The sequence below is a fragment of the Salinimicrobium catena genome, assembly GCF_900102915.1.
GTDB classification, from domain to species: Bacteria; Bacteroidota; Bacteroidia; order Flavobacteriales; family Flavobacteriaceae; genus Salinimicrobium; species Salinimicrobium catena.
On record NZ_FNGG01000001.1, the window covers coordinates 986,411 to 1,006,360 of the forward strand.

The 19,950-nt window shown below is 44.1% G+C and carries 13 protein-coding genes; 8 read left to right on the forward strand and 5 right to left on the reverse strand.

The genetic code is table 11. The annotated features are described in order from the left end of the window. Positions 1-14 precede the first annotated feature (14 nt). From BLS64_RS04555 to BLS64_RS04570, 4 genes are all read left to right on the forward strand, one after another. Positions 15-611 (forward strand): DUF3347 domain-containing protein, encoded by a 597-nt coding sequence (locus BLS64_RS04555; RefSeq protein WP_093112149.1) that lies wholly within the window; start codon positions 15-17, stop codon positions 609-611. 54 nt (positions 612-665) lie between these two features. Continuing rightward, positions 666-1,244 carry a DUF2911 domain-containing protein gene (locus BLS64_RS04560; RefSeq protein WP_317039628.1) on the forward strand — a complete coding sequence of 193 codons (579 nt, stop codon included), beginning with the start codon at positions 666-668 and terminating at the stop codon, positions 1,242-1,244. After that, complete coding sequence (locus BLS64_RS04565) at positions 1,245-1,805, forward strand: helix-turn-helix domain-containing protein (protein WP_093112153.1); 561 nt, start codon at positions 1,245-1,247, stop codon at positions 1,803-1,805. It begins immediately after the preceding gene. A gap of 78 nt (positions 1,806-1,883) precedes the next feature. Further along, a complete protein-coding gene (locus tag BLS64_RS04570; RefSeq protein WP_093112155.1) occupies positions 1,884-5,102 on the forward strand; it encodes a heavy metal translocating P-type ATPase in 3,219 nt (1,072 codons plus the stop codon). A gap of 70 nt (positions 5,103-5,172) precedes the next feature. On the opposite strand, the gene BLS64_RS04575 is transcribed toward BLS64_RS04570, so the two are convergent. From BLS64_RS04575 to lysS, 3 genes are all read right to left on the reverse strand, one after another. Next, positions 5,173-5,946, reverse strand: a complete 774-nt coding sequence (locus BLS64_RS04575) for a DUF7282 domain-containing protein (protein ID WP_093112157.1) — start codon at positions 5,944-5,946, stop codon at positions 5,173-5,175. A 235-nt stretch (positions 5,947-6,181) separates the two neighbouring features. Then, positions 6,182-8,671 (reverse strand): zinc-dependent metalloprotease, encoded by a 2,490-nt coding sequence (locus tag BLS64_RS04580; protein ID WP_093112159.1) that lies wholly within the window; start codon positions 8,669-8,671, stop codon positions 6,182-6,184. 197 nt (positions 8,672-8,868) lie between these two features. Continuing rightward, a complete protein-coding gene (gene lysS / locus BLS64_RS04585; RefSeq protein ID WP_093112161.1) occupies positions 8,869-10,569 on the reverse strand; it encodes a lysine--tRNA ligase in 1,701 nt (566 codons plus the stop codon). Between the two features lie 110 nt (positions 10,570-10,679). On the opposite strand from lysS, the gene BLS64_RS04590 reads away from it, so the two are divergent. Together BLS64_RS04590 and lipB are read left to right on the forward strand one after the other, a co-directional pair. Further along, entirely contained in the window at positions 10,680-10,832 is a 153-nt protein-coding gene (locus BLS64_RS04590; protein ID WP_093112163.1) for a YqaE/Pmp3 family membrane protein, read from the forward strand. Between the two features lie 20 nt (positions 10,833-10,852). Further along, positions 10,853-11,551 carry a lipoyl(octanoyl) transferase LipB gene (gene lipB, locus BLS64_RS04595; protein ID WP_093112165.1) on the forward strand — a complete coding sequence of 233 codons (699 nt, stop codon included), beginning with the start codon at positions 10,853-10,855 and terminating at the stop codon, positions 11,549-11,551. 416 nt (positions 11,552-11,967) lie between these two features. Here the strand turns inward: lipB and BLS64_RS04600 are convergent, their stop codons facing one another. Together BLS64_RS04600 and BLS64_RS04605 are read right to left on the reverse strand one after the other, a co-directional pair. Continuing rightward, a complete protein-coding gene (locus BLS64_RS04600) occupies positions 11,968-14,430 on the reverse strand; it encodes a hypothetical protein (protein ID WP_093112167.1) in 2,463 nt (820 codons plus the stop codon). A 27-nt stretch (positions 14,431-14,457) separates the two neighbouring features. Continuing rightward, positions 14,458-15,057: a ribonuclease HII gene (locus tag BLS64_RS04605; RefSeq protein ID WP_093112169.1), complete on the reverse strand. Its 600-nt coding sequence runs from the start codon at positions 15,055-15,057 to the stop codon at positions 14,458-14,460. A gap of 232 nt (positions 15,058-15,289) precedes the next feature. Here BLS64_RS04605 and BLS64_RS04610 point away from each other — a divergent pair, with 232 nt between their 5' ends. Together BLS64_RS04610 and BLS64_RS04615 are read left to right on the forward strand one after the other, a co-directional pair. Beyond that, on the forward strand, positions 15,290-18,421 hold the full coding sequence (locus tag BLS64_RS04610; protein ID WP_093112171.1) for a SusC/RagA family TonB-linked outer membrane protein: 3,132 nt from the start codon (positions 15,290-15,292) through the stop codon (positions 18,419-18,421). A gap of 10 nt (positions 18,422-18,431) precedes the next feature. Beyond that, the gene (locus BLS64_RS04615) at positions 18,432-19,874 is read left to right on the forward strand and encodes a hypothetical protein (RefSeq protein WP_093112173.1); all 1,443 of its coding nucleotides are present in this window, start codon (positions 18,432-18,434) and stop codon (positions 19,872-19,874) included. Positions 19,875-19,950 lie beyond the last annotated feature (76 nt).

The following is a 19,950-nucleotide window of genomic DNA, read 5'->3' on the forward strand; positions in this document are numbered from 1 at the left end:
AAATAACTCAGAACATGAAAAACGCAAGATTATTATTACTGGCCTTTTTAGGAGCAATTACTTTAAACTCCTGTGGAGAGGCTAAAAAAGAGAACCAGGAAGAAGCAGATGATGCCTCTATGCCAATGCAGAATGAGATGCATATGGAAGGGGAGGAGCATGATATGACAGCCATGAGCGGTAACCTTGACGATGGCGCTCAGGGGGAAGTGGAGTTCAAGGACCAGAAAATGGCCGCTGTTTATAATCACTACATGCACATCAAGACCGCTTTAGTGAACACCGATGCTGAAGAAGCTAAGAACGGTGCTAACATGCTTAGCGAAGCCCTTCAAAATGCAGGAGGAAATGAGCAGGCCCTTAACGCAGTTCAAAAGATAGCCCAGGCTGAGGATATCAATGGACAAAGAACGGCTTTCCAGGACCTTTCTGCGGCTATGGAGCAGATGCTTACAGGAGCCATTTCTTCAGGAGAGGTTTACAAGCAGTTCTGCCCAATGGCCTTTGAAGGAAAAGGAGCCTACTGGTTGTCTGCTTCCAAAGAAGTTCGTAATCCGTACTATGGCGATAAGATGCTTAAGTGCGGAAGCGTAAAAGACACTTTAAAATAAATTGAATGATCTGCCGGCCCCAAAAAGCAGGTCGGTAGATTTTTTAATATCTAAATGATGAAACAAAGAACATTTTTGCTGTTAGCCCTTTTTGGAGCAATGACCTTTTCGGCTACCGCGCAGGTGGAGCATAAAAAAGGACATGACAGTCATACCATGCCAGCCAAAGCATCTAAAAAGAGCCTTAGCCTTCACACTATGGCTATGGCCATGGTAGGTGGAGCGCATGTACACATAGATTATTCGGCACCAAGTGTAAGGGACCGGATCATCTTTGGTGGGCTTGTGGCTTTTGACAGGGTATGGCAGGCAGGTGCTCATAATGCCACGTGGTTGAAGACCGATAAGGACCTGTTGATCGCCGGAAAAGTTTTGCCTGCAGGCAAATACGGTTTCTTCCTGATTCCCGGAAAAGAGGAATGGACAGTGATCTTTAATTCCCGCTGGGAACAACATGGAAAGGATGATTACAATGAAGCTGAAGACGTGCTGAGGTTCACGGTAACTCCAAAAAACCTGAAAGAAGTTCAGGAACAGCTCACTTATGAAGTGAACAAAACGGGTGAACGGTCAGGTGAGATCGTTTTCTCCTGGGAAAAAAAGAAGATCACCATCCCGTTTCAGGTAAAGTAAATGAAGCTTTCGATCAAAAATATGGTTTGTAACCGCTGTATCATGATGGTGAAGTCGGAACTGGAAAAGTTCGGACTTCATCCAGATGCAGTTCGGCTTGGAGAAGCCGAGATCAGTCGCGATCTTTCTGCGGAAGAAAAGCACGATCTGGATGCCCGTTTTCGGGAGCTGGGATTTGAGCTTCTGGATGATCGCAAAACCAGGTTGATCGAAAGTGTGAAAACCTGTATCCTTGAAAGCATCCATTATTCCGAAGAACCCCTGAAGATCACTTTTTCGGAATATCTTTCAGAAAAATTCAACCAGGACTATTCCACCCTAAGCAAGCTGTTCTCTGAAGTTCAGGGCATGACCATTGAACAATACGTGATCACACAAAAGATCGAAAAAGTGAAGGAATTGCTGGTCTACGATGAGCTCTCGTTAAGCGAGATCGCCCTGCAGCTCAATTATTCCAGTGTTTCACATTTGAGCAAGCAGTTCAAAAAAGTAACGGGGCTAACGCCCACCCATTTTAAGCAGGTAAAGGAGATCAAACGCATTCCTCTGGACAAACTCTAAATCTTACCACAAATTTCCAGAATTGTATAACATTTCCGCTTTAAATCCTGCGAACTTTGGGATATTAAAGTAAGAGAGATGAAACATACTTATCACATAAGCGGCATGACCTGTAACGGCTGTCGTTCTCACGTAGAAAATACCCTTCAGAAGGTTTCCGGGGTTAAAAATGCTTCCGTAGACCTTCAAAAAGAAGAAGCTGTCATCGAGATGGAACAACACATTCCTACAGAAGTTCTTCAAAAGGAGCTTGAGCAGGATGGAGGGAATTACAAAATAACAGTTCTTAAAAAAGATGTTTCCGAGTCCTCTTCTTTGATGAGGCATAAGTACAAGATTAGCGGCATGACCTGTAATGGCTGTCGGTCTCATGTGGAGGAGACTCTGCGGAAGGTGGACGGAGTAAGAGCCGCTTCTGTAGATATTGAAAAAGCCGAAGCGGTCATTGAGATGGAAAAGCACATTCCTGCCGAAGTTTTTGAGCAGGAACTGCAGAAAGCAGGCGGGAATTATCACATTTCTGAAGCGGGAGGATCACTTGTTGAAAGTAAAGTATCGTCAAAAGTTCAAGAGGCTGCTCATGAAGGAGAAATGGAACATCGCTATCAGATCAGCGGAATGACGTGCAATGGCTGTCGCTCACACGTGGAAGAAACCCTTCAAAAGGTGGACGGAGTCAAAGGCGCATCCGTAGATCTTGAAATGTCAGAAGCGATGATAAGGATGGAAAAACATATTCCGATAGGGGTTTTTGAAGATGCGCTGCAAAAGGATAGCGGCAGTTACCATATACATTCTGAAGGGGCTGAGGAAAAATACCAGGTCACGGGGATGACCTGCAGTGGCTGTCAGGCGCACGTGGAGGAATCTCTGAAATCAGTGAACGGTGTAAAAAAAGTTTCCGTAGATCTCAAAAAAGGAGAAGCGCTGATAACTTCAGAAAAGCCGATTCCTGTCACCACTTTTCAGGAGAGCCTTAGAGAAAGTGGGAGCACTTATAATATTTACCTTCCCGGGCAGGACATTACCGCTCCTCCTAAACCCCCGAAGCCAAAAGGCAAGGGAACGGGCACCTTTTACTGCCCCATGCATTGCGAGGGCGATAAGACATATGATAAACCCGGAGATTGCCCCGTCTGCGGAATGGACCTGGTGGAAGAGGTGAGCCTAAAGGCCGAAAGGCAGAAATACACCTGCCCCATGCATCCCGAGATCGTGAGCGATGAGCCGGGAGATTGCCCCATCTGCGGCATGGACCTGGTGCCCATGGCGCCCGAAGCTACGGCTGAAGAAAAATCTTATCAAAAGCTGCTCAAAAAGTTTAAAATAGCGGTGGCCTTTACTTTGCCCATTTTTCTCATAGCCATGGGAGAAATGATTCCGGGGAATCCTATTTATGACTGGATGAGCATGGAGGCGTGGAACTGGGTGCAGTTCGGATTGTCCCTGCCGGTGGTGTTCTATGCCACCTGGATGTTCTTCGAACGGGCCTGGCGCTCGGTGCTTACCTGGAACCTGAACATGTTCACCCTGATCGGCATTGGAGCCGGAGTAGCTTGGCTTTTTAGTGTCGCCGGAATGTTATTTCCGGGGCTTTTTCCGGAGCAGTTTTTAACCCATCACGGCACCGTGCACGTTTATTTCGAGGCGGCCACGGTGATCCTTACCCTTGTACTTTTGGGGCAGCTGCTGGAAGCAAGAGCTCACAGCAGAACCAATTCGGCTATTAAGGAATTGCTGAAATTGGCGCCTAACAAAGCCATTATTGTAGAAAATGGGGAAGAGCGGGAGATCCATACAGATGAGATCGAAGTCGGAAACATTCTTAGGGTAAAACCCGGCGATAAGGTTCCGGTAGACGGCATCATTGAAAAGGGGCAGACCAACATAGATGAATCCATGATCACAGGGGAGCCTGTGCCTGTTGAAAAAGAGGAGGGTGATAAAGTGACCTCCGGAACCATTAACGGCAACAGGAGTTTCACCATGAAGGCCGAGAAAGTGGGGGATGAGACCCTGTTAGCGCAGATCATCAAGATGGTCAATGACGCCAGCCGCTCTCAGGCGCCTATCCAGAAGCTGGCAGACAAGATCTCTGCCTATTTCGTACCTATCGTGGTATTGATCTCCATAATCACCTTTGTCGTGTGGGCCATCTGGGGACCTGAACCAAGTTACGTGTACGCCCTCATCAATGCGATTGCCGTACTGATCATCGCCTGCCCCTGTGCGCTGGGTCTTGCCACGCCGATGTCTGTAATGGTAGGGGTCGGAAAAGGCGCCCAGAGCGGAGTTTTGATCAAGAACGCGCAGTCTCTGGAGCAGATGGATAAGATCGATGTTTTGATCATTGACAAGACCGGAACCATTACTGAAGGGAAACCTTCGGTAGAGAAAATCGTTTCTACAGGTGCATTTTCTGAAGATGAACTGGCGCAGATGCTGGCCTCGATCAATTCACAAAGTGAGCACCCCCTGGCTGCGGCTACGGTAAATTTTGCAAGAGAGAAGAACCTGAAATATTCCGAAGCAGAAGACTTTAACGCGGTAACCGGAAAAGGAGTTACTGGAATTTCAGGAGGGAAAAACATTGCCATTGGTAATGAGAAGCTGATGCAGGAAGAAAATATTGAGATCTCTGAATCCCTTCAGCAACAGGTGAAAAAAGAACAGGAGCTGGGGAAAACGGTGTCTTATGTAGCTATTGATCAAAAAATAGAAGGCTTTTTCACCATAACCGACCCGATCAAGAAGACCAGCCGACAAGCCATCAAGGATCTGTTGGATGCGGGGGTTGAAGTGATCATGCTGACCGGCGACAATGAGGTGACCGCCGCGGCAGTAGCTTCAGAACTTCATCTTACCGGATTCAAGGCCGGGATGCTTCCGCAGGATAAAATGGGAGAGGTGGAAAGGCTTCAGCAACAAGGAAAGAAAGTGGCTATGGCGGGTGACGGGATCAACGACGCCCCGGCCCTGGCTAAGGCCGATATTGGGATCGCCATGGGTACGGGTACCGATGTTGCCATTGAAAGTGCAGAGATCACCCTCGTAAAAGGAGATCTTCACGGAGTGGTGAAAGCCAAGAACCTGAGTAAAAATGTAATGAGGAACATCAAACAGAACCTGTTCTTTGCCCTGATCTACAACACACTTGGGGTGCCGGTTGCTGCAGGGGTATTGTTCCCTTTCTTCGGAATACTGCTATCACCGATGATCGCGGCACTGGCCATGAGCTTCAGTTCGGTCTCTGTGATCGCTAACGCCTTGAGGCTGAGAACTGCCGAGATAGGATAGTTAATAGGAGAGGATAAAAAAGAGCCGGAATTTTCCGGCTCTTTCTATTCTCTAATTTTCCATTCGAATGTTATAGTCCAAGTTCTTCCCAAATGGTATCATCATCCTCAAATCCGAAGATCTCGGGGATGTCTGTGGTTGGATCTGTCTCAAAGGTGAATTCCTCATCTCCCTGGTCTTCCACGTGTAATCTGGCAAACAGCGGATCTCCATCGGTATAATTTTCATTAAAGGTAACAACCACATTATCTTCGCTGCCTGTTACCTGGGTGAAACCAACAATTTGGGAGGTTTCTTCATTTGGATTTCCATTGTATACCACGATCCATCCGGTCTCGGAGACGGTTACGTTATCAAAAGTGATGGTGTTATCTGTAACGGTCGCATCAGATATCATGAAATTTGGAGTATTTACGACAACTGTTTCTGTTTCTCCTATAGGTGTATCATCGGTTTCATTGAAGGCTCCATCACCCATGTTGTAACCGTTGTCTACATGAAGCATTAATACTACAGTATCACCGTCTTCTAAAGTGGTCCCCTCCAGGTTCACCTCCACATTAGTAGCAGATTCAGAAGTTACTAATGTTTGTCCCAAAATTTCTCCGGAAGCATCGTTGTGATGGGCAACTAACCAAACATCTGTATTGGCTGTCACCTGGTCTACCACCAGAGTGTTCTGTGAAATGACCTGTGCATCATTAGTGACCGTGATTTCCCCTGTTGGATCGGGATCTACCACAACATCGCCATCGTCATCATCACTACAACTATAGAATCCCATCGCCAGGAAAAATACACCTGCATAAAGCATTAATTTTTTAAGGTTGCTCACTTTTTTCATAATTCAATTTTTTAGGTTTTTACTTTGTGCTTTAAAATATTGCGGGTAAAACTCTGAAAAAGAAATGGTTGAGCGAAAAAATTTGTAGGATACAGGTGCAGATTTACCAGTAATTTAACGGCTCTGTTAATCCTATGTAAACTTCTGAAATTCAGATGTTTTAATCTTTTTTAGTTCCTAAAAACAAAAGGCCGGTTGATCTTTCAACCGGCCTTTCTTATCCAATGATTTGTGTTTAACTGTTTGGATCGAGGATCAAATTCACTCTTTCCAAAGCATCCTGCAGGTGATATCTCGTCATGGTATCTCTGCTTCGGCCAATGCTGTTTCTTAGCTCTCTCTGAAGTTTGCTTAGTTCTCCGCGAACCACAGGGCGAATGTCACTTTGTGCAACATCAACATTGCTCTGGTTGATCCAGTTACGGTAGCGAGCAGGAACAGGTTTTTGTTCCTGGGTCATAAGATACTCCATACGGTCAATATATGCACGCTGAAGGTTTCTTCTATAAGTATCAATGCTGCTGCCTTTTCTCAATTCACTCCAGATACCTGTCCTCAGATCCTGCATCATATCAAGAAGTCCGTATGCTTCAGTACCATTGATCTCACGATTTTCGATAAGACGTGCCATTCTTCCAAAGTCAAGCAGGTTGTTCAGGGTTCTTTCCTGCGTGTTTCTGATTCGTTCCACATTTCCGTCGAACTCGATCTTGTTAAAGATCTCCTGGTCTATCAGCCATTCCGGAGTAGAGAACAACTCATCCTGTAAGAAATTCATTGCTTTTTTCTGCTTTTCCGGAGTCACGTGAAAATAAACGGCTCCTTCCTGATCATAGGTCTTTGTCTCCTTGATCACCCCGCCTATATTGGCTGCCACATGTCCCATATAGCGGTTGTACTGGCCAAGCACCTGCTCATACATGGTTTCAAGATCCTCGTAATCCTTGCCTTTTTCGGCAGTCCACTCGATGAGGTTTGGAATAATTCTCTTGAGGTTCTTTATTCCGTACTGGCTGGCAAGTACCGAATCGTCTCCCAGGTCTTCGGTTTGTGAAGTCGGGTCGATCACGTTCCCCTGTTGTCCTCCAAATCGGTATACCGGATCGCCTGCTTTTTCAAGGATCCAGGAATCAAGGATCTCTTTTTCCTCTTTTCCATATTTCTCAGGGATTGGTTTGTACCCCCACATGATCGAATATTTGTCATAAGGGCCAATATTAGGCATCAAGGCAACATCGCCATCCTCTGGCTGTGCGATGTAATTGAAACGGGCATAGTCCATGATAGATGGTGCCGTACCATATTTTTTGGTAAACTCAGGATCCCTTAGGGATTCCACCGGATAGGCAACGCTGCTTCCCATGTTATGCGGAAGACCTAATGTATGCCCAACCTCATGAGCTGATACGAACCTGATAAGGCGGCCCATGATCTCATCCTTAAAGGCAACGCCACGGGCACCTTCGTTGATGGCAGCGGTCTGTACAAAGAACCAGTTTCTCAATAAGGTCATCACATTATGATACCAGTTGATGTCTGATTCCAGGATCTCTCCCGAACGTGGATCGCTCACGTGCGGCCCGTTAGCATTCGGGATAGGGGAAGCCAGGTAACGCACAACAGAATACCTTACATCCTCCGGACTCCAGTCCGGGTCTTCTTCTTTTGAAGGAGGATCTTTGGCAATAATGGCGTTTTTGAAGCCGGCTGCCTCAAAAGCTACCTGCCAGTCCTCAATTCCTTGCTTTATGTATGGGATCCACTTTTTAGGAGTAGCACGATCTATGTAATAAACAATAGGTTCTTTGGGTTCTACAAGTTCTCCGCGTTTGAATTTCTCCATATCTTCTTCCTTCACCTCAAGTCTCCAGCGGTCAAGGTAGCGTACGGTCTCGCTTTTTTGAGCTTCCAGTCCGTAGTCTGTTTGCCCAGTTGTGAACCAACCTACACGCTCATCAAAGTATCTTCTTTCCATAGGGACTTTCGGGAGCAGGATCATTGAGTTGCTCATTTTTACTGAAATGGAAGCGGTACTTGAATTTGAGGGCGGTTCTCCGGCGTTATAGGTCTTTACGTGACGCACTTCGATGTTTTCAGGATAACTTCGGATGGTGTCAATATAAGACCTGCTGTCGTCAAGACGGGTGATCTTGTATTCTTTGCGGTTCCTTTCCGGAAACCCGATAGCCTGCACATCTTTTTTGAAAAGATCGGTCACCTTGATCACAGTCGCGTTGTTCACAGAATCTTTGTGATAAGCGGCGATGTCAAAGGAAAAAAGGATGGGCTCAAAATTCGAATTTCTTACGGCTTCATGAATAGGCAGGGAATCGGCAGCGTACACATCATGAGAAACCACTCGTAGAAGTACATCGTTGTTCTTCTTTTCCCAACGTAGAACCTGTTCGTTCTGTTTTCCGCCACCAAAACCAATGCCTGAGGCTGTCTGAGCGATGCGGGTAACCATTAGCATCTCCCGGTTAAAAAGGCTATCGGGGATCTCGTAATAGTAATCTTCATCTATTTGATGCACGGTAAACAGTCCTTTGTCAGTCTTTGCATCTTTGGTGATCACCTTGTTGTAAGGTTTGATGCCGTTCTTGTCTTTTTCTGCAGGTTTTTCAGCGGCTGCTGTTTTTCCTTTTTCCGGCTGAAATACGGCACAGCTCGCCAAAGAAAAAGAGAAAAAAACAAGGAGCAGCCGAGTTAGTAATCGGGTGTTCATTCAGGTTTATTTTAGGTTAATGATTCGATCCAATTAATCCCAATAGGGCAACGCCGCAATTGGCTAAATTAAAAGGAGTTGCAATATGCACTTTTTTGACTGCCTTTTCTGCAGAAGGTTTAAAATAAAGTTAAAATAAAAAGCCACGGTTGCTCATTTGCAGCCGTGGCTTTTCATTACACTTCAATTTATGCTTTCTAGTCAAACCATTGTTCCACCTCTTCCAACTGAAGGGCAGCAATAGGTAACTTGTGTTTTTTTCTAAGGCCGTTCAATTTCTGGTGAACCTGAGTGGCTTTAAGTTCCTTTAGTTTGGCCACACTGCCAAATTCATGCATCACCGTGTCGATCCAATCCTGCGGAACACCGATCTTCATGAAATCTTCCGGTTTTGGAACCGCGGCTTTCTTCTCCGGCTTCATTTGCGGGAAGAAAAGCACTTCCTGAATGGATTGCTTGTTGGTGAGGAACATGATCAGGCGGTCCATTCCAATTCCAAGACCAGAGGTAGGAGGCATTCCATATTCAAGGGCTCTTAGGAAATCATGGTCAATGAACATGGCTTCATCATCACCTTTTTCAGATAGTTCAAGCTGCTCTTCAAAACGCTCTCGCTGGTCAATAGGATCGTTAAGCTCTGAATAGGCGTTGGCGATCTCTTTTCCGCAGACCATTAACTCGAAACGCTCGGTAAGTTCAGGGTGCTCCCTGTGTTCCTTACACAGCGGACTCATTTCTTTTGGGTAATCTGTGATGAAAGTCGGCTGTATAAAGTTGCCTTCACATTTCTCACCAAAGATCTCGTCGATGAGCTTTCCTTTCCCCATGGTGTCATCAACATCGATCCCCATGTTCTTTGCGGCCTCGAAAAGTTCTTTTTCCGACTTTCCGGTGATGTCAAAGCCGGTGTACTTTTTAATGGCATCGGTCATGGTGATGCGGGCATAGGGCGCTTTAAAATCGATCTCGTCTTTTCCGAAGGTCGCTTTGGTGGTTCCGTTCACTGCCACAGCACAATGCTCTAACAGGTTTTCTGTGAACTTCATCATCCAGTTGTAATCCTTGTAAGCCACGTAGATCTCCATCGCGGTGAACTCCGGATTGTGAGTACGGTCCATCCCTTCGTTCCTGAAGTTCTTGGAGAATTCATACACTCCGTCAAACCCACCTACGATCAGTCTTTTCAGGTAAAGCTCGTTCGCTATCCTTAAGTATAGTGGAATATCAAGGGCGTTGTGATGAGTGATGAAAGGTCTCGCAGCCGCTCCTCCGGGAATAGATTGCAGAATAGGTGTTTCCACTTCAAAATACCCTTTGTCGTTAAAGAAATTCCGCATGGCATTGAAAAGCTTTGTACGCTTTACAAAGATCTCCTTCACCTTTGGATTCACCACAAGGTCGGCATAACGCTGACGATAACGAAGTTCAGGATCATTGAACTCGTCAAAGGTCTTTCCCTCTTTGTCGGTTTTTGGGAGAGGAAGGGGTTTCAAAGATTTGCTCAAGAGTTGGAAATCTTTCACCATCACGGTCATTTCCCCAACTTTGGTCTTGAACAGTTCCCCTTCTATTCCTATAAAATCTCCAATGTCAAGAAGTTTTTTATAGATGTCGTTATACTTGCTTTTATCTTCCCCATGGCAGATCTCATCACGATTGAAATAGACCTGGATCCTTCCTTTCGAATCCTGAATTTCAGCAAATGAAGCTTTCCCCTGTATTCTTCTGGACATAAGGCGACCTGCTATGACCACTTTTTTGCCTTCTTCAAAGCTTTCCCTAATTTCAGAAGTGGTATGATCTACCGGAAAAAGTGCTGCCGGGTAGGGATTTATATTGAGCTTGCGAAGAGATTCCAGTTTCTCTCTGCGAATGATTTCCTGTTCAGATAAATGCATTGATCTTTGTTTCAAATTTCGACTGGCAAAGATACAGACTAATGGCTAATCAATCAATTGTTTTTTAAGCTCTTCTAATCTGTAGGAAATCGTATCTTTGAGGAGTATTTATGAGCCTCTGGAGAGTCTTACTATCGATCTTGTTTCCGCCCCTGGCTGTCATTGACAGAGGGTGCGGTTCTGTATTGATCGTACTGATACTGACTCTGCTGGGCTGGATTCCGGGAGTGCTGGCAGCGCTTATTATTCTGAACAGGAAGTAGAAACTGAAAATGCAGAAGGATTGAATAAGAAAATTGAATTCCGGGAGTTGGGCCGGAGAGATTATAAAGAGGTTTGGGACCACCAGCAGCAACTGTTTCAGGAGATCCTTGACCAGAAGATCAGGAACCGAAGGGAAAATACTTCCGAAGAAACAAAGAACCACCTGCTCTTTGTAGAGCACCCACATGTCTATACCCTCGGAAAAAGCGGGGACATTAAAAATTTACTGGTCAATGAGGACCAGCTGAAGGAGAAGAACGCCACCTTTTATAAGATAAACAGGGGAGGGGATATCACTTATCATGGCCCAGGACAAATTGTGGGTTACCCCATCCTGGACCTCGAGAATTTCTTTACCGATATACATAAATACCTGAGGTTACTCGAGGAAACAATCATTCTTACTCTTAAAGAATATGGCGTGGAAGCCGGAAGGAGTGAAGGCGAGACCGGAGTATGGCTGGACGTGGGTACTCCTTTTGCCCGAAAGATCTGTGCTATGGGTGTTCGTGCCAGCCGCTGGGTCACCATGCACGGTTTTGCTTTTAACGTAAACGCCGATCTTGGTTATTTTGACAACATCATCCCCTGCGGAATAGAAGGCAAAGCGGTTACTTCTCTCAACGTTGAACTCGGGGTGAAAGAAGTCCCGGTCGACGAGGTGAAAGAGAAAATAAAGAAGCACTTTTCTGCCCTTTTTGAAGCTGAACTGGTCTAACGGTTTTCTGTTCTCCGTTTACGGTTCTGTTCTCTTTTTCATTAACCCGCTAAAAGAGGCTTAATGAACCTGACTGTGAAAATGTATGTAAGTACGACCCCTTCGGGGTCGGAGCTATTTCTATTCGGGAGATTTAGAAATTTATGATTCCTTCGGGATCAGGATTGGTGGAGAAGGTAATTGATCTATCGGGACTACTTTTAATTGATCCAAAATCTTAGAGGTAGAAAGGTCTAGTATAACCCAACAGTAGACTACAATGACTCGAAGGGATCAAGAACTTGTAGGTAATCAGCATCGGTTTAACTACAACCGCAACGGGGTCAAAAGTAGTAATGGTTCAAACAAGGACCCGCTTTTAGCACCCCTGTCATCCAATTTCGAACATCTAACTTCTAACGTCTAAAATCTAACATCTAATTGATCTCATACACCAGCACGCTGTCATCTTCTCCCTGTACCACCAGGTCAGGAATCGAATTAGCATCGGCTTTTGAAAGGTCTATCCTGGAGTTTCCGTAAAGCGGGAAACCGGGCAGTAGTTGTCCGTTACTGTCAAAAAGATAAACTTTGTGCGCCTGCAGATCGGTCACGCTCACATAGATCTTGTTGTCAATATAGAAGATCTCCGGGGCAGTATACAGTCCAAAATCCAGGCTCACCTCATTGTCTTTAATGGTCAGGATATTTTCAGACATGGTAGCCAGCGTCTTGATGGTAGCATCTATTTTATGGTTCTCTGAAAGTCCTAATTTTTTCTTCTGAACTTTTCCGCTTTCATCAATTTTCAGAAGTTCTCCGGAAGCTGAAGTTGATGCAAATTCGTTTTCGTACTCATACCATTCATTATCTGAAAAATTCAGTTTTTCCTTTACCCCAACCCTGGGTCTTCCTGTCCTGCTTAAAATATTCAATTTTCCTGAAGTTTCCGGCACCAGGATATAATCCTTTCGGCCTATCCTTATGTGTTTTGGGGATTGAGTAATGGTGGCATCGGCTTTTGAAAAAGTGAATCCTCTTACGCGCTCACCTTTGTTGTTGAACATGTAAAGTTCCCGATCCTGCACTATTACAAAACGGTATTTTCTTTTGTTGTCGTAGTCAAAAACTGCCAGTGGCTGCGTGATCTCATCATTGAATTCGAGCGGGAATGGCTTTACCGTTCTGCCTGTCCTGTCAATGACGTGCAGGCGGTTTTGAGTTGCAAAGGCCAATTGGTATCGTCCGTTCCGCAGAATGTCGACTGATTCGATCTCTCCTAAAATGCGGGATTCCAGTTGCTTTTTCCAGTAGATCTTTCCTTCCGGAGAGATAAGGTAAAGTACATTATTCACATCCTGAACTGCAATATCGTTACCTTTAGTACGATGGTTCTTAAAAAATACGGGGCGCGTGGCCAAGGCTGCATCAAGGTGGATCGCAACGGTCTGGGAGGCTGTATTTTCAGACTTTGTTTCGTTCTTTTTTGTCAGGACAGCGTGAACGTGGGCGAAATTTCCGTTATAGATGAACTGAAGAGCAGTTAAAGGATAATTTTTAAAGTCCAGGCCTTTGGTCGCGTTTCGATGTGCTTCAGATACCGCTTCAGAAAGGTCATTTTTGAAGCTGCTGTTCCTGGTCAGCAGCAAAATAGAAGCCTTGGTGCTCAGGCTTTCAAAAGAAGCCTGGTACGCTTCACTTTTGCTCATTACCTGTTCATTCTGAAAGTCACTGATCACCTTCTTGATTGCTTCGAAAGAATCAGAAAAAAGAACGAATTCGTCAAGATAGGCATAAACCGAGAGGGCGCCGGGGGTAAGAAGCGGCTTCAGGATTTCGAAATTTCCGGAGTAATTATAAATGCTGATCTCTCTGAAATCTTCCAGTTCTTCCTGGTGGGCAGACAGGGCAATCTTTGCTGCTTCCCGGTCTAAAACGCGAATGGCAAGTACATTTCCTTCCGCCAGGTAGATCAGCCCGGCTTCATTGGCGATCTCCAGTAGTTCTTCACCTTTAGAAATGCTCTTTTTGGGATCCTTTCTACGAAAATTCGTCAGATTTTCTTTTAATGCGGCAAACTTATCAAAAGTAACGGAGTAAAGCCCTTTTGCTTCGGAAGGGGTGATATTCGGAAGCATGTTTTCTGAAGTTCCCACGCCTTTAAAGAGATCGATGTGATGGGGCAGGGTATCCCCGGAAATACTGATGCCGTTCAGTTTTATGGCCGACTGGGATAATTCGGCATCCAGGCTTGTCCAATTGCTGAAGTTTAGAATATGGTCCAGGTTTTCCTGCGGAAACCATCTGTTAAGGATCGGTTCTAGTTTTTTGTGGTTGACAAAAATTCCCGGTTGTTTATCTGAAGAAGCTTTCATCGCCTTTTGAAAAGCTTCTGAATTGGCTAATTCCGGGTTGCCTGAAAGGCTGCTTTCCAATAAGCTTTTTGAATTGCTGAAAATATAAATGCTGTCCACGCTGGAAGTATATGCGACCTGACCTTCAAGAGTATATTTCTTTATTTGGTGGTCTTTAGTATTAAAGGTCTCCACCATTTTATTTTTTATGGAGTCAGTTTCGATCTGAGGAACCTCGGTGCTTAGAAAAGCAAATTTCAGGTCCTTATTTTCCTCGAGGGCCAGGGCCAGGTATGCGGGGCGGTTATGTGGAAAATAATTTAGAAGGGAAAGTTTTTTTTCCAGGTCTTGTATGAGAGGGAAATCGCTGTTCTTCTTGATGAGCTCATTGTTCTTCAGGTTGCTGAAAAACAGGTCTGGGTCTTGCAGCTTCAGAATGACCGCAGAATTTTCGGAGATATAATTAACCGGGTCTTGTAAACCCCTGTAGTCTTGCGAACATCCGGTGAGGAGGGCGATCAGGAGAGCCACCAGGATTTTTCTCATAAATACCTTTTTACACAAAAGTAGTATTTACAGGGGAAGTTCCAACTGCTCAGGAAAGAGTTTAAAGCTTTTGCGGTGGTATTTTGTAATGCCGAATTCTTTTATCGCTTCCCGGTGCTCGCGGGTGCCATAACCTTTGTTGTTTTTCCAGTTGTACATGGGATATTCCTCGTGCATTTGCTGCATCAGTTCATCCCGATAAGTTTTCGCCAGGATGGAGGCGGCTGCGATGTTGAGGTATTTCCCATCTCCCTCTATTATGCACGCGTGGGGAATTTGCTTATAGTTATGGAAACGGTTTCCATCAACGGCAATAAAATCAGGTACGGTCTCCAATTTTTCGATACAGTGGTGCATGGCCAGAATTGATGCATTGAGAATGTTGATCTGATCGATCTCTTCCATATATATGTGGTGAATGGAATAGCAAATAGCTTTTTTCTCGATCACCTCTCGAAGTTCCAGTCTTTTCTCGGGAGTGAGCAGCTTGGAATCGTTGATCATCCCTTTCCTGAAGTACTTTGGCAGGATCACCGCCGCAGCCGTGACCGGTCCCGCCAGGCAACCTCTGCCGGCTTCATCGGTGCCGCATTCAAATTGGAAGGAGGAGTGTTGGGGTTTGAGCACTGAATATTTGTTTTGAACTACAAAAGTACAATGATTAAATTTTTTACTATAAAATTATTTAGAGATTAACGAAATGAGAGCTGAAAGTAGTAACGGCAATGGCTAAGCATATTTCAAGCCCGTGTGTAAGTACTATAATAGTTAAAAATTTAACAAATTTAAAGCTATTGTTTTTGGTTCCTTAATATTTTATTAGCATTTTAGGCGCGGCTAATTCAAACATTAAATTAAAATGAAACAACGATTACACGTGATTCTAACGTTTTTTATGGCGTTAGTCGTGCAAATAACTTTTGCACAAGACAGGACCGTCACAGGTACAGTTACCGACGGCGATGGAATGCCCCTACCGGGTGTAAACGTACTGGTTAAAGGTACGACAAGTGGAACCCAGACCGATTTTGACGGAAATTATTCTGTTCAGGCCTCTATGGGTGACATATTAGTATTTAGTTACGTTGGGTTCGAAACCAAGCAGGAAGTGGTAGAAGATGAAGACGTAATTGATGTAACAATGGTAGTTGATGCTGCCCAGCTTGAAGAAGTTGTAGTTACAGGGGTTGCAGGTGCAACCAGTAGAAAAAAACTTTCCGTTACTGTTGGAAAGGTTGATGCCAGCGATTTAGAAGTAATTCCTTCTACTTCTGCGGCCAGTGCTTTACAAGGTAAAGTGGCCGGGGTGAATGTCACTAACTTTGGTCAACCAGGTTCTGGTTCTACTATCCAATTACGTGGAGCGACTAACCTGTTTGGTGGTCAAGAACCTTTAATATTGGTCGATGGAGTTCAAGTTGAAGGAGGTATTAATGATATCAATAGTGATGATATTGCTTCCTTTGAGATCGTAAAAGGGGCTTCTGCTTCTGCTCTTTATGGATCGCGTGCCGGTAATGGTGTAATTGTGATTACCACAAAAAGAGGAAAATATAATGCAGATGGTCCAGTGGTGACCCTTAGAAATGACTTAGGTCTTTCAGAGCTGGCAAACAAAATAGACTTGAATAAATCCCACGCTTATCAGTTAGCTGATGATTGGGAGCAGTATCAGGGACAATACACTCGTTTTGCTGGGGTGACTTATGCTGATGACTACAGTGGAGTTGGAAGAGTAGGTGTGTCAGGTGCTAGAATTCCGGTTGAGGATGATGTAGCAGATAACCCTTATGGAGTGTATTATGATAATCAAGACCTTTTCTTTGGAACTGGAGTTGATAATACGACTTATGCTTCTGTTTCGAATGCCTCAGAATTTACCAACGTATTCTTTTCAGCGGATCGTACAGAGAATGAAGGAATCTTTGCTGAAACAGGCGGATACAAGAGATATGGCGTGCGTTTGAATGGAGATTTTCAGATCAATGACTGGTTGAAACTTTCAACCAACAATAATTACATTAGGTCAAATAACGAAACACCAGGAGGTACTCTTGATGGTGTTATATTTGATTTAGCTTTAACTTCTCCAGACGTAAATTTAAACGCGCCTAACCCTGACGGTCAGCCTTACTATTTTATTCCTGATCCGTGGGCTGCCACTACCATCAATCCACTATATGGGTTGGCAACCAATAGGGAGTTAGCGACTAGAAACCGTTTTTTAGGTTCTTATAATTTGAATATTGAATTTACTGATTGGCTAAATCTCGACACTGAATATGCTGTGGAAAGCACTCATTGGGTAAATGATGATTACAACCCGTATACTGCTTTTCAAGTAGGAGGAATGCTAGGAGGGGAAAACGTAGGTTTTAGCTACTCTAAGGGTGATTTCTCAAAGGAGTCTAGCTATACCTTGTCTCAAAAAGGACAAGCTACTTTAAATTATGTAGATTCTTTTGGTGATTTGAACGTTGCTGGAAAACTGAGTTATTTAATGGAGGATATTCATTATGAATATTACTACGGCTTAGGTCAAGATTTCATTTATCAGGGCGTAATTTCCCTGGATAACTTTGATTCAGCTCTTACGAGAGTTAGTTCTAACTCCACCGATGAAAGAGCACAGAACGCTTTTGCAATCTTGGGGCTTGATTATAAAGATCGTTATATAGTAGATGCGATGTACCGTATAGATGGTTCTTCTCTATTTGGAGAAAATCATAGATGGAACGATTATTATAGAGTTTCCGGTGCCTACCGTATTTCTCAGGACTTCAATATTCCTGGAATAACTGAGTTTAAAATCCATGCAGCATTAGGTACTGCTGGTCAGCGACCTGGATTTAGTTGGCAGTATGATATGATAAATCTAACTACTGGATCACTTGCCACCAACAGAATCAAATCTAACCCTGATCTTAAGCCTTCGACAACTACAGAATTAGAGTTTGGAGCAAATTTAGAGTTCTTGCAGCGCTTTACCTTTGAAGGAGTCTATGCGAAATCCGAGACCGAAGATCAATTTATGTTAGTGGATATTTTTGCTCCTGCAAACGAAGGTAAGAACAGACAGTGGCAGAATGTTGGAACAGTAGAGTTTAATACCTTAGAGCTTAGTCTTACCTCTGCAATTATTGATAAACAGGATTTAGGTTGGGATTTTGGAATAAGGTACAGTAGAACCCGAAATGAAATTACAAACCTTAATGTGGACCCTATTACCGTAGGTCCTGGAGGAACTAACACTCCTGGTGTAATCTTTAGGGTTAAAGAAGGAGAAGAATTTGGGGCCATGTATGGAAACGCCTTTGTTACTTCTTTGGAGCAAATGGAAAACCAACTACCTGAAGGAACTTCGATCAATGATTTTGTAGTGAACCGAGATGGAGTTGTGGTAAGAAGAGATGCCGTAGGTACCTCAGATGAAGCTGCCATTATTCGCAGAGATGAAAACGGCGACGTGTGGTACGGAAAAATTGGTTCTCAAAATGCTGATTTCCAAATGGGCTTTACCTCGAATCTGCGTTACAAAGGGTTTAATTTTTACATGCTTTGGGACTGGAAAAATGGAGGAGACATCTACAACAGACAAGGTCAGTGGCTTACCAGAGACAACAGGCATGCTATGATGGACCAGGCAGGAGTTCCTGCAGCTGAACAGAAGACGCAAAGCTACTATCAAAGTCTATATGCCGTTAATGGCGACTATGAATACTGGGTAGAGGACGGATCTTATGTAAAACTGAGAGAAGCTTCATTGTTCTATACGTTGGGTAAAGATCAATTGGCTGGAGTTGCTAATGGATTTTTTGATTCTTTAAGACTGGGAGTGACTGGAAGAAATTTACTAACTTTTACAGATTATTCTGGTTGGGATCCTGAAGTTCAGAGATATGACGCAAATACTCAGAACTATTATGCTGTAGATTATGGTGTATATCCTGTGTCAAGAGGATACAATCTTTCAGTGCAACTTAAATTCTAAAAAAAAAATTATGAAACAATTAAAAATCACCTTCATGGCGGTTTTCGCCCTGATGTTTTATTCTTGTGATGATTTCGACACTGACCTGGAAGTCGATAACGTTGAAAATCCCACAAGCTTGCAAATTGGAAATGAAGCTACAGCAGATAAGCTTTTCCAAAACTGGTATAATACTGTAGATAATTATTATGGACCTGGTTTGATGTTCGCTACTATGGCAGATCAAACTACTATGTCCTGGGGTAATATGGGAATGAGAGACATGTCTAGTGAGCCGAGAGTGGCCTGGAATAATGCTTCGACCTATACATACGCTGTTGCCACCGAAAATTATTTTAACTCCTTACATGCTATTCTTGCTGATGCAAATGCTATTGTTGCCGGAATAGAGGGGGATATGGAATTTTCAGATGAGGATAAGTATGAATCTCTGGGAAGATTTGGCCAGGGAGCAGCTTTAGGTTACCTCGGCCTTGTCTTTGATCAGGTGTGGATCTCTGATGAAACAGGTGCTTTAAATGGAGGAGAGCCGGTTGGTTACATGGAAGCTGTTGAGTTAGCGTTGGACAAGCTTGACATGGCTATAGCTGCTGCAGATCGTGGATCATTTTCAATTGATTCACAAGTTTATGGGCAAAGTTACAGCAGTGAACAATGGAGTGAATTCTTAAACACCTTTGCAGCACGAATTTTGGTCAATAGTGCCAGGAATGAGCAGGAGCGAAACAACCTTGACTGGCAAAGGGTTTTAGATTATACTCAGAATGGACTCACCTTTGATTTTGCTGTTGGTCAAGACGGTTGGATTCAATGGTGGCCTGATTTTATAGGTTATTCCATTTATCCAGGATGGGGAAGAGTAGATATGCGTCTCATAGGAATGATGGACGAGTCTTATCCTCAGTACTGGCCTGGAGCCGATCCTATTCTGCCTCCAGCTTCTAGCGATGATGCAAGACTTGAAAGTGATTTTGAATATCTTGATTACCAAGATTTCCCTGCTGACAGGGGTACTTATCACTGGAGTTCTTATCGTCATTCGCGTTATGATTACTGGTTAGGATCCGGATTTACAGCTGACTTATATGATATGCTGCAAGCTGAAAATGAATTATATAAAGCTGAAGCTTATTTGCAGTTAGGTATGATCTCAGAGGCTGCAGCTACTATCAATGCTAGTAGCAGGGTCTTGAGAGGAGAACTTCCTCCTGTTGCAGACGATGCTGCTGCTATTGCTGCAGCTATTCATTACGAAAGAATGATCGAATTAATGAATACTGGTATGGGGCTTGGATTCTTTGAGATGAGAGGGAAGGACCTTCTTCAGGAAGGTACTCCATTGCACCTTCCAGTACCAGGCGCTGCATTAGATGCTGCGGGTATCCCAGTCTACACTTTTGGAGGTACAACTGGAACTCCTGGTGAAGATTATTCTACCGGAGGCTGGAGATAACAGGTTCCACTTCATAATTAGCTAATAAAGGCTGCCTATACGGGCAGCCTTTTTTTTATTCTAATGACCCGTCCTG